At 35.2% G+C, this 18,884-nt stretch carries 18 protein-coding genes; 5 read left to right on the forward strand and 13 right to left on the reverse strand.

Annotated elements, in window-relative coordinates:
* Nucleotides 1-397 precede the first annotated feature (397 nt).
* The 4 genes from NFRAN_RS01810 to NFRAN_RS01825 all read right to left on the reverse strand — a co-directional run bounded on the left by NFRAN_RS01810 (nucleotide 398) and on the right by NFRAN_RS01825 (nucleotide 4,040).
* Nucleotides 398-1,153, reverse strand: a complete 756-nt coding sequence (locus NFRAN_RS01810) for a DsbA family protein (RefSeq protein WP_134482814.1) — start codon at nucleotides 1,151-1,153, stop codon at nucleotides 398-400.
* A 101-nt stretch (nucleotides 1,154-1,254) separates the two neighbouring features.
* Nucleotides 1,255-1,674 carry a hypothetical protein gene (locus tag NFRAN_RS01815; RefSeq protein ID WP_134482815.1) on the reverse strand — a complete coding sequence of 140 codons (420 nt, stop codon included), beginning with the start codon at nucleotides 1,672-1,674 and terminating at the stop codon, nucleotides 1,255-1,257.
* Between the two features lie 78 nt (nucleotides 1,675-1,752).
* Nucleotides 1,753-3,381: a hypothetical protein gene (locus NFRAN_RS01820; protein WP_134482816.1), complete on the reverse strand. Its 1,629-nt coding sequence runs from the start codon at nucleotides 3,379-3,381 to the stop codon at nucleotides 1,753-1,755.
* Nucleotides 3,381-4,040: a hypothetical protein gene (locus tag NFRAN_RS01825; RefSeq protein WP_134482817.1), complete on the reverse strand. Its 660-nt coding sequence runs from the start codon at nucleotides 4,038-4,040 to the stop codon at nucleotides 3,381-3,383. The genes NFRAN_RS01820 and NFRAN_RS01825 overlap by 1 nt, the downstream gene beginning before the upstream one ends.
* Nucleotides 4,041-4,295: 255 nt before the next feature.
* On the opposite strand from NFRAN_RS01825, the gene NFRAN_RS01830 reads away from it, so the two are divergent.
* Together NFRAN_RS01830 and cyoE are read left to right on the forward strand one after the other, a co-directional pair.
* A complete protein-coding gene (locus tag NFRAN_RS01830) occupies nucleotides 4,296-4,610 on the forward strand; it encodes a hypothetical protein (protein WP_134482818.1) in 315 nt (104 codons plus the stop codon).
* 75 nt (nucleotides 4,611-4,685) lie between these two features.
* Nucleotides 4,686-5,600, forward strand: coding sequence for a heme o synthase (gene cyoE / locus NFRAN_RS01835; RefSeq protein WP_232037913.1), 915 nt, complete (start codon nucleotides 4,686-4,688; stop codon nucleotides 5,598-5,600).
* Nucleotides 5,601-5,634: 34 nt separating this feature from the next.
* Here the strand turns inward: cyoE and NFRAN_RS01840 are convergent, their stop codons facing one another.
* From NFRAN_RS01840 to NFRAN_RS01870, 7 genes are all read right to left on the reverse strand, one after another.
* Entirely contained in the window at nucleotides 5,635-5,847 is a 213-nt protein-coding gene (locus NFRAN_RS01840) for a hypothetical protein (protein WP_134482819.1), read from the reverse strand.
* 61 nt (nucleotides 5,848-5,908) lie between these two features.
* Complete coding sequence (locus NFRAN_RS01845; RefSeq protein WP_172602041.1) at nucleotides 5,909-8,113, reverse strand: CDC48 family AAA ATPase; 2,205 nt, start codon at nucleotides 8,111-8,113, stop codon at nucleotides 5,909-5,911.
* 27 nt (nucleotides 8,114-8,140) lie between these two features.
* Entirely contained in the window at nucleotides 8,141-8,422 is a 282-nt protein-coding gene (locus tag NFRAN_RS01850) for an elongation factor 1-beta (RefSeq protein ID WP_134482820.1), read from the reverse strand.
* Nucleotides 8,423-8,427: 5 nt separating this feature from the next.
* Complete coding sequence (locus tag NFRAN_RS01855) at nucleotides 8,428-8,607, reverse strand: zinc finger domain-containing protein (RefSeq protein ID WP_134482821.1); 180 nt, start codon at nucleotides 8,605-8,607, stop codon at nucleotides 8,428-8,430.
* Nucleotides 8,608-8,633: 26 nt separating this feature from the next.
* Nucleotides 8,634-9,824: an NAD(P)/FAD-dependent oxidoreductase gene (locus NFRAN_RS01860; protein WP_197731085.1), complete on the reverse strand. Its 1,191-nt coding sequence runs from the start codon at nucleotides 9,822-9,824 to the stop codon at nucleotides 8,634-8,636.
* Between the two features lie 55 nt (nucleotides 9,825-9,879).
* The gene (locus NFRAN_RS01865; RefSeq protein ID WP_134482822.1) at nucleotides 9,880-11,085 is read right to left on the reverse strand and encodes a phosphoglycerate kinase; all 1,206 of its coding nucleotides are present in this window, start codon (nucleotides 11,083-11,085) and stop codon (nucleotides 9,880-9,882) included.
* A 291-nt stretch (nucleotides 11,086-11,376) separates the two neighbouring features.
* On the reverse strand, nucleotides 11,377-11,871 hold the full coding sequence (locus tag NFRAN_RS01870) for a 50S ribosomal protein L16 (protein ID WP_134482823.1): 495 nt from the start codon (nucleotides 11,869-11,871) through the stop codon (nucleotides 11,377-11,379).
* Between the two features lie 27 nt (nucleotides 11,872-11,898).
* Between NFRAN_RS01870 and endA the strand changes: the two genes are divergently transcribed.
* The 3 genes from endA (at nucleotide 11,899) to NFRAN_RS01885 (ending at nucleotide 15,319) form a co-directional block, all read left to right on the forward strand.
* Nucleotides 11,899-12,594, forward strand: coding sequence for a tRNA-intron lyase (gene endA / locus NFRAN_RS01875; RefSeq protein WP_197731086.1), 696 nt, complete (start codon nucleotides 11,899-11,901; stop codon nucleotides 12,592-12,594).
* Between the two features lie 34 nt (nucleotides 12,595-12,628).
* Nucleotides 12,629-13,021, forward strand: coding sequence for a DUF6659 family protein (locus tag NFRAN_RS01880; RefSeq protein ID WP_134482825.1), 393 nt, complete (start codon nucleotides 12,629-12,631; stop codon nucleotides 13,019-13,021).
* 1,986 nt (nucleotides 13,022-15,007) lie between these two features.
* Entirely contained in the window at nucleotides 15,008-15,319 is a 312-nt protein-coding gene (locus NFRAN_RS01885) for a translation initiation factor eIF-1A (RefSeq protein WP_134482826.1), read from the forward strand.
* A gap of 275 nt (nucleotides 15,320-15,594) precedes the next feature.
* On the opposite strand, the gene pheT is transcribed toward NFRAN_RS01885, so the two are convergent.
* Together pheT and NFRAN_RS01895 are read right to left on the reverse strand one after the other, a co-directional pair.
* A complete protein-coding gene (gene pheT, locus NFRAN_RS01890) occupies nucleotides 15,595-17,292 on the reverse strand; it encodes a phenylalanine--tRNA ligase subunit beta (protein ID WP_134482827.1) in 1,698 nt (565 codons plus the stop codon).
* On the reverse strand, nucleotides 17,283-18,854 hold the full coding sequence (locus NFRAN_RS01895) for a phenylalanine--tRNA ligase subunit alpha (protein WP_232037914.1): 1,572 nt from the start codon (nucleotides 18,852-18,854) through the stop codon (nucleotides 17,283-17,285). The genes pheT and NFRAN_RS01895 overlap by 10 nt, the downstream gene beginning before the upstream one ends.
* Nucleotides 18,855-18,884 lie beyond the last annotated feature (30 nt).

An 18,884-nucleotide genomic window follows, 5' to 3' on the forward strand; every position in this document is an offset into this window, starting at 1 on the left:
TGACAAAATCGAAATCCACCGAATCTAATGTACTCAAAGAATTAAAGATGGAAAGGTTTAGAAATAATAGCATAAACATTCCACTGTCTTTCGTAAAATCAAAGGTAGCAGGCTATTATTGCGATTAGAATTTATGTAATAAATTCAAAGCTTGTTTACAGATCAAAAGGCCACCAAGGTATCAAAAATTTGTATCTAGAAACCCCAGCAGCTTGATTATTCGTAGAAAGATCATGATTTCCTTTTCAGGACTCAATACTTAAATTCCAACTAGAAGGTCAAAAAAGGTTGTTTATGGTGGTAACATTCCTCAATATATTTGAAAAATGATAAAACAGTTACATTAAATAGCATCAACGAAAAAGGATAGCTGAAGTACACAGAATGAAAGTTGTACCTACAGAGTGTTATTCAGTAGCTGACCTATTACATCGTCAAATACTTCTATTGGTTGTGCACCTTCTATTGCCGCGATTCTAGTCGAATTCTCCTTCATAATTAGAAAAGTTGGAGTGCTAGTTAATCCCAAATTCTTTGCAAAAATATCATTTTCTACAACGATCGAATTATACTTATGGGACTGTAAACAATCCGCAAATTCAGAAACATTTGGAATGTTTATATTTCTTGCAAAATCAATCAAACTTTCCTGTGTAACCCATCCAGTATTTTCTCCTCTTGAATTTCTATAAACTTCATCATGATACTCCCAGTATTTGTCCTGCTCAGCAGCACAGTATGACGCTTCGGCCCCAAGAGTAGAGAGTTTATCCGCAGGTAAATCGTTAATTACAAAATCTTTAAAACCAAACCTTACAATGCCCGGATCTACATACTTTGAGATTAAATCAGCTTTAGTCTCCTGATTGAACCTAGCACAAAACGGACATTGATAATCTCCGAATTCAATTATGTCTATTGGGGCATCCCCATTACCAATTGCTGCTGCACCAGGTACGATTGGGTTTGTCAAATTAGAAATCAATTGTTGAATATCTTCGGGGTTTGATGATGATGAATTATTATTACCTCCAAAATTTGAAAAGGCTGTTATCGAACCACCTATTAATAGTGCACCAAACAAAACTGCCATTATCACAACCTTACGAACGTTAGTTTTATTACCTCGTGGTTTTCTGTTTCTATGTTTCAACTTTTAACAATAAAGAAAAGGTCAATCCATTATTTAAAATAAATATATGTTGAACATGACAAGACTCGATAACAATTTTATTAATAAGGTATGATTGTGTTTTATTTTAATTTTGAACGGATCAAACTAAGTGCGTTCTCTGCATTGTCCCTTTTGGGCAATTGGACAAAAAAGACGTTATTCCCAAATGATTTATGTGGAACGATTCCGAGCATTCCAGAAGCTGCGAGGGCTTCAAAAAAATCAATAGATTCGTTTGCATAAAGTAGAAAGTCAAACTTAAGGTCGGTGTTCAAAAAGTTAACATTAAGATTTACAAATACATGACAACCATCATCGTAAATATTCAAATTTGTATCGATTAAATTCGGTTTGCCGTAAGAATTTCGCATTATGGATTCGAATTGCTCTGGTTGAACTAATAAGCAAGGAACTTTATGATTATGATATTCAATAAAATCGTAACCTAACTTGTGAACATTTGCCATAAAATCCTCAAGGGTATGCAATTCTCGGTCCAATTATTTAAGTAAATGAAATCATTTATCTCTTATTAATATTTAGTCTATCTACAAATAAAAAATTGCCTAGATATAAGACTAGCAAATCTGGATAGATTTGGCTAGCAACATTGCCTTCTGTGGGTCCTCTGAACCGATTTCGTCACTATCATATTTTTTGCTAAAATAAAGCAAATCTGCAAGTTTCCATTTATCAATAGTTACTAATGTTGTTCCATTCTTCTTGATCGTAGTCATATTTGTAGTCAAGATAACTAGTTTGTCAACCGCGGAATTTCTTTTAGTACTTTTGAGGATCTTATCAAAATTCTTATTTTTATCAAAATCCATGGCGATTGATATTCCGACCTTCTTTCCCATTTGGTCATTATAAGCAGCATCAAGAAATTCTCCGTCAATAACATCATCATACCTCTTGACTGTCCCAAGCTGTTCAAAATAGTTAATAAGATTTCTAACCGCATTACGTACGTTGGTTTCTACCAAGTTCCTATCAATAGATATTTTTCTCATCTTCAAGAAATCCGAAATGGGAATGTCCATAATACTTCCCCTCAGCCTAAGTCCTGGGTACACTTTTTTTATAGTTTCTTCTATAGACTGTTCATCAATAGTATGAGAGTTTTTCTCAGATGCTTCCTCAAATGCATGATACAGTACGTTTAGAATAGATCTAATGTTTCTAAAATCAGGAAATTCATCATAAATAATTCGAACCTTTGCAGACAAATCCTTCTTTTCTGAGTTGGTAATATTGCCATTATAGTGTAACACATACTGTAAAACTATATCATTAACTTCGTCGTATGAATTGGAACCAGCCAAATCGATTTTGTAATTAGCTTTTTCTAAACGATCAAATAAAGACGGACTCGTTCTAGAAATCTCCGTGTAATACGAAGGAGTTGTCACAACCATTAGTATAGAATATGGAATATGTGAATTTATCAAACCTTTTAGGTACTCTAATGAGGTAGAATTAGTATCAAATTCATCTATCTGAAATATCGTTATTTTATTAAATAATTTATAATTTATTTTAGCGATATTGGATAATACCATCGTAAGATTCTCAAAGGTTTTGAGATCTGAATAGTTAAGAGTACTTGTTTTGAAAATCTCGGTAATCAAGCTAATTTCTATTTTGGTAAAATCGTTGGACATGAGTTCAAATAGATGTTCATATGACAGATTCATTTTCCTTTGTATGATCTGTTCTAATTTTTCAGTTATTGTATTTCCACTCAGTGAATCCATGATTCCGTATCTTATTATTTTTTTCACCAACTTAGGATTTTGAGAAAATTTATCCTTTAGATAATCAACAAATTTGGCTTTTACGGCGGCGTAATAATCTTTACCAAATCCCGATACTATAGAATGAAAAAAATTGTCGATTTCTCTTGGTTGTACCTGTGTCAAGTCAACATATGATATAACGGATTTGTCATCAAATTCCTTTAAAGTTTTCGTATGTAAGGTTAAGTGTGTTTTGCCAGAGCCCACATCTTGTATTATAGTTATAATTTTAAACAAATCGTCATCATAAATTTTCTCGTTGCCCAACTTTCCGTATAAATCATCGACACATGCCTTTATTGAGTTCAGGGCAGCAATATGTCGTTTCCCTCCCAGTATATTCGAATTATAAACTGTTGGTGTTGGGCTACTTGGAAAAGGATTTACACTCAGATTATAAGGAGCCATTAAATACACCTCACAAAACCATGAATAATCCCTCTTAATACCACTCCTTCATACCCTCCAGATGAGAGCTCGTAATTTTCGGGATATGATTCTACTAGAGCAGATACCAATGAATAAAACTCTGTTCCCGTTATACCGATTCTACTGCATAATTCATCCTTTATAGAAGACAGCTCCAACCAGCCTATGGATGAGGATTTTTTTGAGACAAGGGAATCAAACTGTTCCTTAAAACTATCTAATGTAATGTTACTCCTGCCGCCATCAATACCTGAAGGGTTCTCAATGCTTAATTGGTTAATTTTTTCTTCTATTCTAACAAATGAACTTTTAACTTCCGACAATTCGCAGTCTATTTTTTCAACGTATTTGAATATACTATCTGAATAATTATTCAGTTTGTTTTGAATTCCAATAATCGATTCATATAGATATCTAAACTTTATGTCCGATGACAGCAAGTATTCGAGGTAAAATTTTTTGCCCCAACAATAAATATAAGTTCCCTTTTTAGAAACACAGATTTTGTCCTGCAACACTAATTGTTCCAAATCTTGTTCAAAAGATTCGGTAGCGAATTTTTTCTTTAATTCGGATTTTTTAACTCCAACTGATCCAAAAGAATTAATATCTTCATAAATTATATCTATGTTGGACATATACTCCAAAGTATTAAAAAAAGTTAAAAAAAAGATAGTGAAATAAAAGTAATGTTGTTGTAAAAAAAAATAAACAATTATAAGAATAGTTGGTCTACAATGAAAAAGGAATGATGATACATCAATCTGAGCAAACCAATGATGATAGCACTAGGGTATCTGACCTCCTCTTACAACTAAAATAAAACAAGGCGTGACAGAATATAAACATAAATAAATTAATAAGTAAAGTTTTAGTTAGAATTTACCGTTAAATTGACCAATGTTGATGACAGTTACAGTGATAAGATTGGTGTAGACGAAGTTACCCAAAGAACCAATAAGTTACTTGATGAGTTTAGAGAAAATTATATTAATAATAAGAATAGGGATTTTGTTAACGACGCCATAACCAATATGGTAGTTTGCTGTAAAACTTATGAAAAAATTTTTGAAGGATTCATAATAGTGTCACAGATTAATAAAATGCCCCAAGAATTGATTGAAGGATTTGTCAAATGGTCTACTGGTCAGTTAGAAGATTTAAAGGAGCGAATCCAAGAAATAGATAAAAAACGCGATATGAGATAAATTATCCATTCTGTTAATTTTAAAAGGTATCGAAGAAGTTAAATTCAGGCGGAGGGTCATTAAGAATGAATACTTGTGTCTTTAAGTGGTCGTCTGGAATCTTCAGCTATTAAAGATTATATAGAGGTATCTAAACCTCGAATTGTAATCGTACTTGTCATTACTGCTGTAACTTCTATGCTCGCTGCAACAAGATTCGACGGCACACCAAATTCCGCATGGGATATTTCATTTTGGAAACTTTCACTTTTGATAATATGTGGTTCTTTATCGTCCATGGGAGCGAGTGCTATTAATCAATTTTATGACAGAAACATAGATAACTTGATGACAAGAACTTCTAAAAGACCGATACCCTCTGGACGGTTAAAAGCTAACAATGTTTTAATCTACGGATTGGCATTATGTGTAGCTTCTGTTACCCTAGCTTGGTTTACCTTGAATCCAATGGCTACTTTCATGATAGCCTTAGGAATTTTCTTTTACGTTGTAATATACACCTTACTTCTAAAGAGGAGAAACGTATGGAATATTGTGATTGGAGGTTTTGCCGGTAGCGCAGCCTCGATGGCCGGATGGGCAACTACTACCAACAGTATGGACTTACTTGGATTCCTAGTTGGATGGCTAGTTTTTATGTGGACCCCGCCTCATTTCTGGTGTTTAGCAATAAAGACAAAGGAAGAATACTCAAAAGCTAATGTACCTATGCTTCCAGTAGTATATGGAGATAAGGTAACAGCTAAATATATTTTCATAAATTCGCTTATATTGATACCATATTCTATCTCATTGTATTTCTTTGGACTTGGTATTTTGTATCTTGTTGTTGCAGTAGTATCGGGCACATTAATGGCTATTTATCATTATAAGTTACTTCAAAACCCCAATCCCGAATTTGCTTGGAAGGCTTACAAAGTAACAGCCCCATACCTCGTAGTAATTTTTATAGGTATTGCACTCGATTCATTATGGTATTTTAGATTCTAGGTTCTGTTAAGGTTGATGGTATTCCAAAAGACAATCAATTAAATAACTCAATTCGTTTCTTGTCCTTTGTAACCCATGTAACTTGAATAAGCCCATAAATCTCCAAGTCAAGTAAGACTTTGTTCAATTCATCGTCTGGGACATTAATATTGTCTTTTGACAAAGAGTTCACCAAATCTCGATCGGTAGTAACTCCCCCTAACTGTTTTATTCGTTCAAATATAATATTTCTAATAGGATAGTTCATCAAGTCTATTCAATCTATACATAATATAATAGATTTGGCCATTAGCTAAGGTTATTAAAATTTATCCGTAAAATATCTTGTCATGGAATTTAGGTATGGCGGCGGTCAGTTTCTTCTCAATCGTAGTGTACCAATTGTGCACATCATTTGTTATGGAAGGCTTTACAGTATTCAATGCATCTTCAAAATCAGTGCTAAAGATCATTTCAGAATTTTTGTGGATTGCATTTATTGCTGCGACACGACACAATGCTACCAGATCAGCCCCACTAAAGCCTTTTGTTAATGAAGCTATCTTTGTCAGATCGACATCAGATGAAATAGGCATAGAGGATGTGATTTTCAACAATATATCATATCTAGATGATTCATCTGGTGGATTGACATAAATGATAAGATCAAACCTACCAGGTCTCAATAATGATGTATCTAGTAGATCCGGCCTACTCGTTATTCCGATTACAATGACTCCAAAATTTCCCGAATCATCCATTTCTGACAATATTTGCGATAGTACACGTTCATTTCCAGAAATATCATCATTTGTACGAGGACGTCCAAGAGAATCTATTTCATCGAAAACAACAATGCATGGAGAGGAAGAACGGGCCTTTCTAAATATTTCGCGTATCGCTTTTTCTGATTCCCCTACCCACTTTGACAAAACCTCAGGTCCTCGAACAAATATCATATTCATGGAACCTTCATTTGCAAATGACTTTGCCAGTAATGTCTTTCCACAACCAGAAGGTCCAAAAATAAGTGCACCTCTGGCTGGTTTGATCCCCATTTTTAAAAACTTTTCAGGAGAAATTATTGGCGACAAAAGGTTTTCCTTTAGTAAGCTTTTTTCCTTCACCAAACCTCCAACTTCATCCCATGTTATGTTAGTAGGTTCGACGTAAAACTCTCTAAGTGCCGTGGGGATAATTTCCTTCATAGCATTTAAGAAATCATTCTGACTTATTCGAATGTTGTTCAGAATCTCTGCAGGCACCTGATTTTGATTCTCCAAATCGAAATCTGTAAGTGTCCTTCGTATAGACTTCATCGCTGCCTCCCTAGAAAGTGCCTTGATATCTGCTCCCGTGTATCCATTAAGCAACTTTGCGAGTTCTCTAAGCTTAACATCCGGGTCGAGAGGCATTTCATGAGTATGAATCTTCAAAATTTCATATCTACCATCCACATTATGGATGCCAATTTCAATTTCCCTATCAAATCTACCTGGTCTTCTCAAGGCAGGGTCCAAACTATCTGGTCTATTAGTCGCACCTAAAACTACAACATTTCCACGATCAGACATGCCATCCATTAGTGCCAACAATTGTGCCACTACTCTCTTCTCAACATCCCCAAAGGTATCCTCCCTCTTGGGAGCTATCGCATCTATTTCATCTATGAAAATGATACTAGGTGCAGATTCTTTGGCTTTTTGAAATATTTCTCTTAGTTTGCTTTCAGTTTCGCCGTAATATTTGTTCACTATTTCAGGTCCGTTGATAATGAAAAAGTTAGCCTTAGACTCTGCCGCCAATGCCTTTGCGATTAGTGTTTTCCCACAGCCTGGGGGACCAAAAAGCAAAATGCCTTTATGAGGTTCTATGCCAATTTTTGAAAAAACTTCAGGATGTCGTAATGGCAATTCTACTATTTCTCTCAACCGAGATATCTGGGTTTTCAAGCCGCCAATTTGTTCATAAGTCACATGGTGGCCAGAATCATAAGATCTCTCTGAGCCAACCTTTATTATGATTCTTGTGGATTTGGTGATTCTCACGACTTCCTTTGGAACAGTAGTTTGTACTTTGAATTCCAAAGAAGTACCCAAGAAATTAAGTAGAAATTGTTCCCCTTTAGTTACAGGGTATCCATCAAAGCGGTTATTCAGATATAAGATAAATTCATCAGAAAAATTCTTTGAGGTATTACAAACCAATACGATTTTTTCAGCTGGCTTGGGATCTGTTTTTTTTACAATTACATAATCGTTCAAACTAACCCCGGCGTTTTGTCTTGTTTGTCCGTCAATATGGATACAACTATTCTTCTTATTTTTATCCTCAAAACTGTAAACAGATACTGCTGCTATCTTCTTACCAGCAATTTCTATAACGTCACCATCCTGTAATCCTAATTTGGCCATAGTATGGATATCAAGGATTGCCTTCTTCTTGCCTACGTCTTTAATCCTACATTCTGCCACCCTAAGCTTTATAGCATTGTTTTTGGGAAGATTCTTGGTGGGTTTTTCTTTTTTTTTCAATTGAACCTCAAAGGCATATTCATTGATCTATTTCATCTTGACTGATTGTCTACTTATGTTTATAACTTGGATTTCGCCTGCACCCTCTACTTTTCGAATGGACTCTTCTAATTTCTCCATCTCTCCCTCCGCGTCATCTAATAAAAAGTCTCCTACAAGTGCATTCAATCCAAAGGCGATGGGCTCTTTAGCATGAGCCTTTAATTCCATTCCTTGCGGAACATTTTTCTTTAACGTATCTGCCAAAACCTCCATGTCCGTTTCGGAATCTGCAGGCAATATCTTTATACGTGCAACCAATCTTGTCATGTTAGCTATGGCCCCTCGAATCCACACCCAACACATTTGTAAGGCCTTGCAAATTCTCTACAGCTCTGACATCTCCAAATTATAACATACCCACAGTTTGGACAATAGAATCTAACACATGCGTCATTAGGCATAATTGGCCTATTACATGAAGTGCAAACCGGTAATTGCAACTGTTTTGACATAATTCTTAAAGAGCTCTAAACCGCATTTATATCTTGCTTAGGTCTTTAATTATCTTCCTGTACTCGTTACCCATAATGGCAGAGAGTAAATTTAACGTTGTTCTAGTATCAAGAAATTGCCTGAGCGAAAACGAATGAAAATCAAAATCAGCAGTATCTGAAATTACATCAAGCGTCTTAGTTGAAATTTCTGAAAAAATCTTATCAAAGGATTTATTATCTAACCGTTCTAGAATTCTCCTCAAGAAAAGCAACCTATCGAATTCTTTACCAAATTTAGATAACCACTTTTGTTCGTAATGTGAGAGATATGAAGTTTCTTCACCCTCTGACAGAGAAAGTGCTATGGCTCTACCGGCATAAATCCCACCCATTCCACCTGTGTATATCCCTCCTGCAGTTGTCGGTTTAGTCTGCCCCGCAGCGTCACCTACTCTAACATTTTTACCATTGTAGAACGGTCTTACATAGCCGGCAATCCATATCGGAGCATATATTTTTCTGATTATTGAATATGGCCGACCCCGAGTTTTCAAGAAGGATTCCAAAAGAAAATTAGGATTAATACTTTTGCCTGCAACTCCAATCTTTCCTTTCCCCTCTCCTGTAGGTATAATCCAAGCAAAAAATCCGGGGTAACGTTCTGCGTCAAAAATAACCTCTATTGTATCCTTTTCAATCCATGGGGCATAGACTTCGTATTGTCCAGAAGGAATGATATTTCTCAATCCTTTATTTACCAATGTCCCTACGCCTCTAGCGTCGACAAAATATTTACTTTTATAGATAGTACCCCCTTTAATCTTGACTTTAAACCAATTGTCCTCATAAGCAATTCCCACGATCAAACTGTTTGTATTAATTTCTGCCCCATGAGACTGTGCTTGAAATGCAATTTCCTTGTCAAATGAGCGTCTATCAATCACAATTACCTTTTGATTAACGGCATTAACTTCAATTGAATTGTTCTTTGTTTTAATTATTGCTTGTCTTATTTCATTGTCAAATGTTTTTATGCGTGGAATTATCCCAAGAGCTTCTAATCCTTTCTGACTAACGACTCCTCCACAGTGCTCTGGAGTCCCTATCTCATGGTCTTCTTCTAATACTAACACTTTCATTCCTTTTGAGGCCATCTCTCGAGCTGCAAACAGTCCAGAAACGCTTCCACCCCCAATGATTGCATCAAATGAGGTGGATTCATGTAATGTTGTCAAGCGAATAAGTTTGATGAAGCGAATATTTATTTCATCTATCTTGAAATCCCCTTATCTAATTGCTTTTCAATATATCAATCCCGGGCATCTCATCACCCGCTAAGAATCTTAAGGTAGCTCCTCCTCCGGTTGATACATGTGTAACCTCTTTTTCTGAAACTCCAGAAACTTTCATTGCTTCCAAAGTATCACCCCCTCCAATTAGGGTTTTGACACCCCTCCAAAAGGCCAATGCCATACTAACAGCTACGCTTTTTGTTCCGTTAGAGAATACCTCCTTTTCAAAATAACCCATCGGGCCATTCCAAAAAATTGTTCCTAGTCCGTTATTATGGATCTCATAACTAAATTTTTGAATTGTCTTGTCTCCAATATCAAATCCCCTCATATCCTTGGGAATTTCAGATTGGACTACTTGATAATGATCACTATTTTCGGAAGTTGCTACTTTATGATCTAAGGGTAAAATTATTTTGTCGCTATGGTCTTGGAGTGCTTTAGTAACCCAAGGTAAATAATCTTCCTCAATTATTGATTGTCCAACCGAGTGTCCCTTGGCTTTCAAGAAAGTGTAAGATGCTGCTCCTCCGATGAGAACTTTGTCTGCTTTAGGTAATAGGTGATCTAGGGCTCCTATTTTATCTTTAATCTTCACTCCACCTATTACCAATGTAAATGGATTGGCAGGTTTTTCGCGTAATAACGATAAATATTGGAGTTCCTGTGCTAAGTTAAAGCCAGCAATCCTAGTATCAAAAAACTTTGCAACACCATATGTAGAAGAATGTTTTCTATGGGAAGTGCTAAAAGCGTCGTTTACATATACATCTGCATAGGAAGCAAGTGCCTGACAAAACTGGAGATCATTCTTTTCTTCCTCTGGATAAAACCTCAAATTTTCTAGCAACAATACCTCCCCATTCTCCATACTATCCACCATTCTTTTAGTATCAGTGCCAGCACAATCCTCTGCGAATTTCACCTTTGTGTTGAAAGAGGATAATATTTCTTCTAGCTTAAGGGAAACCGGACGAAGGGAGTAACGATAATCTCGGCCTTTGGGCCTATCTAAGTGAGACCCGAGGATAACCCTAGCTCCTCGTTTTGATAAATATTCAATTGTAGGGATAGCAGATCTAATCCTGAAATCTTCACTCACTCTATTGTCTTGGACTTTAACATTAAAATCAACTCGAACAAATATTTTCTTATTGAGATAAAATTTGTCTTCAAAATCTGTAATAAACTTGATCTGTCCCATGATTTAAATGAAAATTATTCGTTATAAAATATTTGTTGTCTTTAGATCCCAAATAATAAAGGTAAACTTCATTTCATATTAAGATTTGATTATTTCAGTAACAGGTCATCTTCTCAAGACTGCATGGAATTGGCAAAAAGACATGATGTCAAATAGTCACAAATTCGAAATTAGAAGTAAATGTGAACCAAAAAACACATTTGATACCAGTAAAGCTATATGTAAACTTTATAGATAAATCGGATTTTGAAAAATTAAATTAAAAATAGAGAGTAACTGACAATATTGTGCCTACTTTAGTGGAGTTATTTTAGTAATAGTTGGGCACCCAACTTTGCTAGAGGCTACTTTAAACGCCTTTTTAGCAAGCTGTAAGTTTTCTTTAGTCACATGTGCTTCATAAATTGTCTGTCCTCGTTCGACACGAGCAGCCAGGCCAGTTGCCTTTCCAAAAGCTCTTCTCATACCTTCTTGAAGCCTATCAGCTCCAGCGGTTGCGATCATTTTATTTTCGCGGAGAAGGACATGAGGGTAAACTCTTAATCGTGCGAAAAAACTCATATCGCCTGCTTGAGCCAAGGTCTTGTTGGCAGCTAGCCTAGCAGCTTCTAAGGAATTGTGTCTTATCTGTATGCGTTCTGTGACAGCGAGCTCAACTAAATAATCATAATCAGCCTTGGCCTGCCCAGAGGCAAATCTTGCAATTTTAATTTGAGGTTTCCCAGCAATGTATTCTCTTCTTACGTATGGCATGCCTCTAATTTCCCTATAATTTACACCTTTCAAAACAGATTCACCCTATAATAAATAAATGTGGCTGTTGGCACTGATTTATGTGTTATGCCCATCGTCAAACCAGAGGTTCCAGATGAATCTGAGGAGAACCAAGCATTTAGTAACCTGGAGAGAATTGAAGCAAGTGAAAACCTCTCGGATCAAAATTTTGCTGCAGAGGCAAATTACATATCTAAGAAAGGGAAAATTATTATTCAAGAACCAAGGGACCAAGATCAACTCAGAAACAAAGGCTTTGGGGAAAACTTCAACAAAGAATACCTGCTTAGCTACCTAGAAGCATTATTTTTATTACAAAGTAACAAATTGAGGGTGTCAGATAAAACCCAGGATTATGATTTCTCTGAATTTTTAAAAGTACTTGTTAAAAAGGATAAAAAACTACTTACGAAATACCTTATATATCGGGATCTAAGGAGCAAAGGCTATGTTGTGAAAGATGGGTTTGGATTTGGAACTGATTTCAGAATTTATGAAAGGGGCGAATTTAATAAAAAAACTTCGAAATACGTTGCGGTTGGATTGAACGAAGGTACCACGATTAACGCCTCTTCATTTGCTAACATGGTAGATGAAGTGGAAAAAATGGGTAAAAATGCTGTCATAGCTGTGGTGGAGAGAAGAGGAGAAGTTATTTACTATAAAGCATCAAAGATGAATTTCTCAGAGAATAAGAGAGTTAGGAAGAAGGATACGGAATCTACATTTACATAAGAATAAATTCGCAGAGTGTATAGAAGATGTAAAAATGCCTAAAGGTAACAATATTTCAAATTCAATCAAAATAAATTTATCTGAAGAAATATTTGCACTCGATGGTAATATCAGATTTGTAGGATTAGTGAATAAAGAGGGCGAAGTGATAGAAGGAGGTTTTCGAAAAGGAATAGAACCATTGCTTAATCAGAATGAGGAGCAAGATATGTACTTGCAATCACTCTCAAATATCAATTTCTTCCAATCATTTTCGGAAAAATTCGGGCGATTAGATTATCTGGTCATAAGACTAGAAAGGATTACAATGATGACCTTCCCTCTTAACGACAAAATCTTGTGTATTTCGACTTCGTCTCAATCAAATACAGATAAGATAAGGTATGAGATAATTAATCTGTTAAAGAATGATAAGAGTATTAAATAAAGTATTAAATAAAGTATGATAACAATGTCTTTATAGATGGAACAAGTAGTTTGCGAAATATGTTTTCATAAAGGCAGTAAAACAGATTTTGAAAAAAGTAGCGATTACTGCATAGAATGTATGTGCGATCACGCCATGTGTCCGAAATGCAAAAAACCATATCATGCTGCTACCATAACTGAATAAGATAGCCAGCCAAAGTGAATCAATATTCATATAAAAATATATTTTCATAAGAGTAATTAACAATGTTGCAAAACGATGATGAGGATGATAGTCCCCCTATTAGGTTCGAAGCAATATCGACCAAAAATGAAGAAAATATACCGGACTTCCGAGTTTTGTAACAAGTATTTTTCTAGATAGATACAACACCAAGTCACGGAAAAATACGTCAAACAATTCATGAAAAAGTAAGCTTGCTTTTCCCTAATATATTGGCAATTTTTGACTTGGCATAATTTGATAATCCATGTTTACAAAATTTTCAACTCAGTTATTAATAAAATAAAATACTTGTAATGAAATTTGCAATATTTATATAGGTAGAAGGGCAAGATAGAATTAGAGGCCCATGTATAACGAAGGATCTTGTAGAGTTTGTGGGCTGGAGTTAACAGCTGTGCTATCGTGTAATCATTGTGATGAAACATATTTGTGGGTATGCAAGAAATGCGGAACAAAGTTACAACGGTTACATTCACATGAAAAAATCCCTCTTCCAACAATGATAGAGCTAAAATAAAGCAAGTTGTTTTTAATGAACCACAGAGATTAAACTAATAATTGATACATTGAATTTAATTTTTTTTGTTGCATCCTATTCCTCACTAAATTTTCGTTAACTTCATGAGCTTAGAGATTTGAGAACCCACTCAAAGGAAGTTTTCAGAAAGATCGGATCAGTATTTGAACCAGCAGCTATTCAATCCTACTTTTACCTGAGTAAACCTCCATTCTTGTTCTACCTTTGTAATCTAGAAGCAATCTATTAGAAGGCTCATAGTGATCGGTTGATAATCCAAATGGGTACATGTAGTATTGAGGTTACAATAAGTTGAGATAACCTTACTGCTCAATAAACGGGTCTAACATATACAAAAATTTAAAGGGTTATTCTAACGGAAATTCCATTCATTTTTAATATTTTAAAATCCAATGATATATAAGAAAATCTACTAACGATAGCTCAAAATGCGATGATAGGAGAAAAAGTGAAAAAGAGAGATTTTTTTGATTCAGTTAAACAGTCATTAAGTTGAATCGATTATTATCTAAAAACGATTTTAGATACAAAATTAGTCTTTTATGCATTACCCGAACTGCAGCCCATATAGCTATTAGGAATTATCCGACGAAATCAGTTTTTAGATAGCCAAGCAAAAATCAAATTATTAAAAACCTTAACTCGCTTGGTTCAAGACAGTCATCAAGATACTTTTAAGATGGCATCCGTATTTTGCGTAATCAATTTTTTAATGTAATCATACCATAGTTACAAAATCCAACCTTCTCTTTACGCTAGGCTTTTTCATATGGTACGCGAAAAATTCGACCAGGTCTAGTTGGAATAATGTGTTGTTTATAGATAATTAAGTAAAATCCCTTTATAAGAATAGATTCGTTCGCATTTCTGTGTAATAAATTCAAGAAAAATCAGGATCGATCTAGCTATTAACATAAAATTTGATTTCTCCTCAAATTGTTATCAATCTCATTCAATTCGCATATCTGGTATTTGTTTTGTGGATAAAATTTGTGTTAAAAAAGATTTCAACTCATAAAAAGGAGATTATTATATATGCTAAATTGTCTGATGAATGAAAAGCATTCAGAATTAAGCATAACTCTATATGCTAATGTGGAAGATATCGTGAATTCTATGGTTTGCTCAACCTAATTGTTGTTATGATAACGGAATTATAATATCCTCACGCTAGAAAAAAAAGTATTTATTTCATATTTGAGAATTAGTAGTGATTTAAAATAGGCAAACGCAAAGTCTTAAATGAAGCTCATCTAAAGGAATTGGTTATGCCCCAAGAAGGAGAACTATTTGGGCGAGTCATCAAATTAGTGGGCGGTGATAATATTATAGTAAAGAGTTCTGATGGAAAAATAAGAACTTGTAGAATAAGGGGCAAGATAAAAAGAAGAATGTGGATTAGGGACAATGATTTAGTATTAATCGCTCCTTGGGATTTTCAGTCAGATAAAGCTGATATCATCTGGAGATATATTAGTGCACATGCAGACAAGTTGGAGCAAGAAGGACATCTTGAAGGATTAAACAGGTAAATTATCCGCTAACAGAATGATTGTACCCCGCCTCTGACCCACAACCGAATCATAGTTAGCCTTACACTATGTGTAAAACTCATCGTGTACTCTCTAACGGGGATAAACAAAGTAAGATTGTGGGTTATATATCAGTTAACTTAGTGGCTTTAGATAGTGAAAAAATGATCTGTTAAATTCTGAACCAAAAGAATCATATCGCTTCCAGACTTTTTAGGTCAATCTAAGGTCACGTCCTTCATTCTAGTGTTAAATTTGAGAAATACACAAAGAGTCTAAAAAAAGGATTGTTTATTAAGGTTTAGTATTTCCATAATTTGAGAAATATCGATTTCAAACATACCCACCAAAGTTCTCATAGCAAAATTTTCAAGCACTTGTGGATGAACCTCTCCAATACATCCTATAGTTTTGTTGTCTAAAGAGATTTGGGCTGCATGACCGTCAAGAAAATATGGTAATTGTACTCTAGGAGTAGTAACGGATTTATTAAAACAATACCTCAACACTGATTCTAAATTGGACTTGGTTTCAGAGTAATCTGCATTGTCATGTGCAATAGCGGCGCACAAATACCAACTTTCTTTAGCCGAATTGCCATTTGCTCTGAAAACCTTTCCAATCTCAAATAGCTTTTGTGGATACTTTTCATGGATGTTGACAGACAGAGTATTAATCATAGATGGTATTAGCCTTGTTCGCAATAGTTCATACTCAGAATTTTTTGAGTCATTTAACCAAATTAACTCAGAAACAGAGTGTTTATCAAGTACTAAAGACTTTTCCATGATATTTCTAGATATTATACTCGGGTTCACGATTTGGATAAACCCAAGGCCGATCAAAATCTCGGTAAGTTTCTCAAATATTATAGAATGGCTTTCTTTGTTACCGTCAAGATATTCAGAGGGTTTATCGGGTTTCAAATTCATTATTCCATAGCCAATTGCCACTTCTTCAACAACATCACACGAATCAAATAAGTCAATCCTATAGTTTGGGGCTATGCATCTAATAACACCTGGCCTTTCTACTAAACCATCACATCTGCACTTGTTAAGACATTCAATTATTTTCGCTTCCGGCAAGTTGAGCCCCAATAAATCGTTTATTTGTATGGCCTCCACTTCAATAATGATGGGCTCCAAGTTTGGGGACAAAACTTTACCCTCCAATGGAGAATGAATAAACAAATGAAACAACTCGAATCCCATATCAGCCAATTCATAGGCAATCAAAGCTAGCATTTGTTTTGCAGATTTAGGGTTTTTGCCGGTTACCTCAACCATTAAGTTTCTCGTATTGGTATCAACTTTAGTCAATGCCCCATTAGTAATAGGTGGGAACGATATGACATCATCGTTGCAATCTGTTAAAAGCGGAACAAGATTAGAACCATCTATAAGATGACCGTACTTTTTTCCGGTTTCGGTTTCTTTTAGGACTCTAGCTAAAGATAACTCTTGTTCACTGCCCAAAGGCTTGAATTTTCTATTTATGTCTTCAAGTCTATATTGAAGAGGAAAATTTATTTTGTCAAAATCATGAATGCCCATTGACGCCTTTTTTCGTTTTCTCCCCAATCCGTTGTGTAAGTCTTCTTGCAATGAAATTAATTGAGTCAATTCTATCTCTGAGAGGAGCAGCTCTCTTCTAGCGATGAGGCCATAAATGAAAGGTCTAATTTTTTCGAGACTTCTTTCGACGAATATGGACTTGTCTGAAGGTTGAATTGTTTTGATCCGTGGACTTCCTAATTCAATTCCCAATATTCCCCTTAACCCTCTAATAATACCATTCTCGGATCCATAATCAGGTCTATTTGGATTGAATTCTATCTTAATAATGTCTTCTCGCTCATCGATATCCTCTATATCTAGACCCAGATAAGGGATTTCCTCAATTACCTCACTCAACCCATAATCTGGGAAACTACTCTTCAGTCTACTTAATCGCACATTTACTACTGGCATTTTGCTACACTCTTAAGCCAACTTAGATTGTTTGAATACAATTCACGAATATCATCCAAACCAAAACGTAGCATTGCTAATCTTTCAAACCCACCGCCCCATGCAAGTACAGGGTTTTTAAACCCAAGTGGTTTGGTTACCTCAGAACGAAATATTCCCATGCCAAATAATTCAATCCACTTGTTGAGTTTATCGTTGAAAACCATTGACTGGAGAGATGGTTCAGTATAAGGAAAAAAGGTAGGCCAAAATTTTACCTTCTTGATCCCCAACTTAGAATAAAATTCACTCTGGATTCCAATCAACTGTCTCAAAGTTGCACTACTACTAGTGTAGATACCCTCAACTTGATGAAACTCGACCAAATGTTTGAAAGTGACCTTTTCATTTCTAAACACGCGTCCGATTAGGAAGACTTTATCTTTATCCGGCATTTCTTTCCACAGATGCTGAAGAGTAACTGGGGTAGTATGAGTTCTTAAAACGTAAGTTTTAGCCTCTCGTTCATCCCATGCATAGTCCCAGTTATACTCGTGAACCTTGGAAACTGAGTCAACTAAAGATTTTTCTCCACCTAGGGCAGAATACAAACCAGATTCAGAATTCAAATAAAAAGTATCCTGCATTTCTCTAGCGGAATGATCCTGGGGAATAAATAGTGCATCAAAATTCCAGAAAGAAGTTTGGATCAGTTTTCCCTCAATTTCACTAAATCCCATACTAACCAAAATTTCTTTTACTTCATCAATGAAATCTATCAAAGGATTTTTCCTTCCACAATTCAACAGTGGTAAGGGCGCCTCAACATCGATTTGCTCAAAACTAAGATTTCTCCATTCACTGGAGATTAGAACATTCTTGTCCAATTTCCTAGCAGTAGCTCGACCAGATTGTAAAAGGTTTCTGATTTTATCTACATTTTCCTTTAATATCTTAAATTTTTTCTCTTGCAACTTCTTTGTTATCAGTACGTTTGGTCTTTTGGCCAGGTTTTCATAAGCAATCTTCTCGTCATCATCAAGTAATGAAAATCGAAGGAATTTCGAGGATCTTAATTTATTGACAAAATTTTCTTCCCTAGACGGTAATTTCGAGGCCGGAAGAAGTTTTACTTGGTCTTTATCAACACTAATCCACCCATTGACCTTAGAGTAACGTATAGCACCATAAACTTCCTTTTCATTATTTTGAAATTCCTCGCTATGGAAGACGTCAGCAAGTTTATTCCTACCAGCTATGACAACATTTACAAACTTTCTTTCTGGAAGAATGTAATTATCATCATCAAGTATTTTCTCATGTAATGAAATTCTTGTATCAGACGACTCTGATAAATCAATCAAGTTCTTATATCGCAGCCATTCTATTCCTCTTCTGACCTGATCTGGGTTTAAGCCAGTAGCTTTGGCCAAATTGGTTTCACTCATCCAGTCTCCTGCCTTTTGTAGAACCAAAAGTATTTTTTTTTCGATAGGATGTAGAGAGGTCATTGAATTGGCCTGATCATTCACGATTTCGTACTTTTTTATGTCTTCTGTCCCATCCTTATGCAATATTGACAAAAAAAATAGATTTGATTGTATTTTTAAACG

The sequence above is a fragment of the Candidatus Nitrosocosmicus franklandus genome (genome assembly GCF_900696045.1).
Taxonomy (GTDB): domain Archaea; phylum Thermoproteota; class Nitrososphaeria; order Nitrososphaerales; family Nitrososphaeraceae; genus Nitrosocosmicus; species Nitrosocosmicus franklandus_A.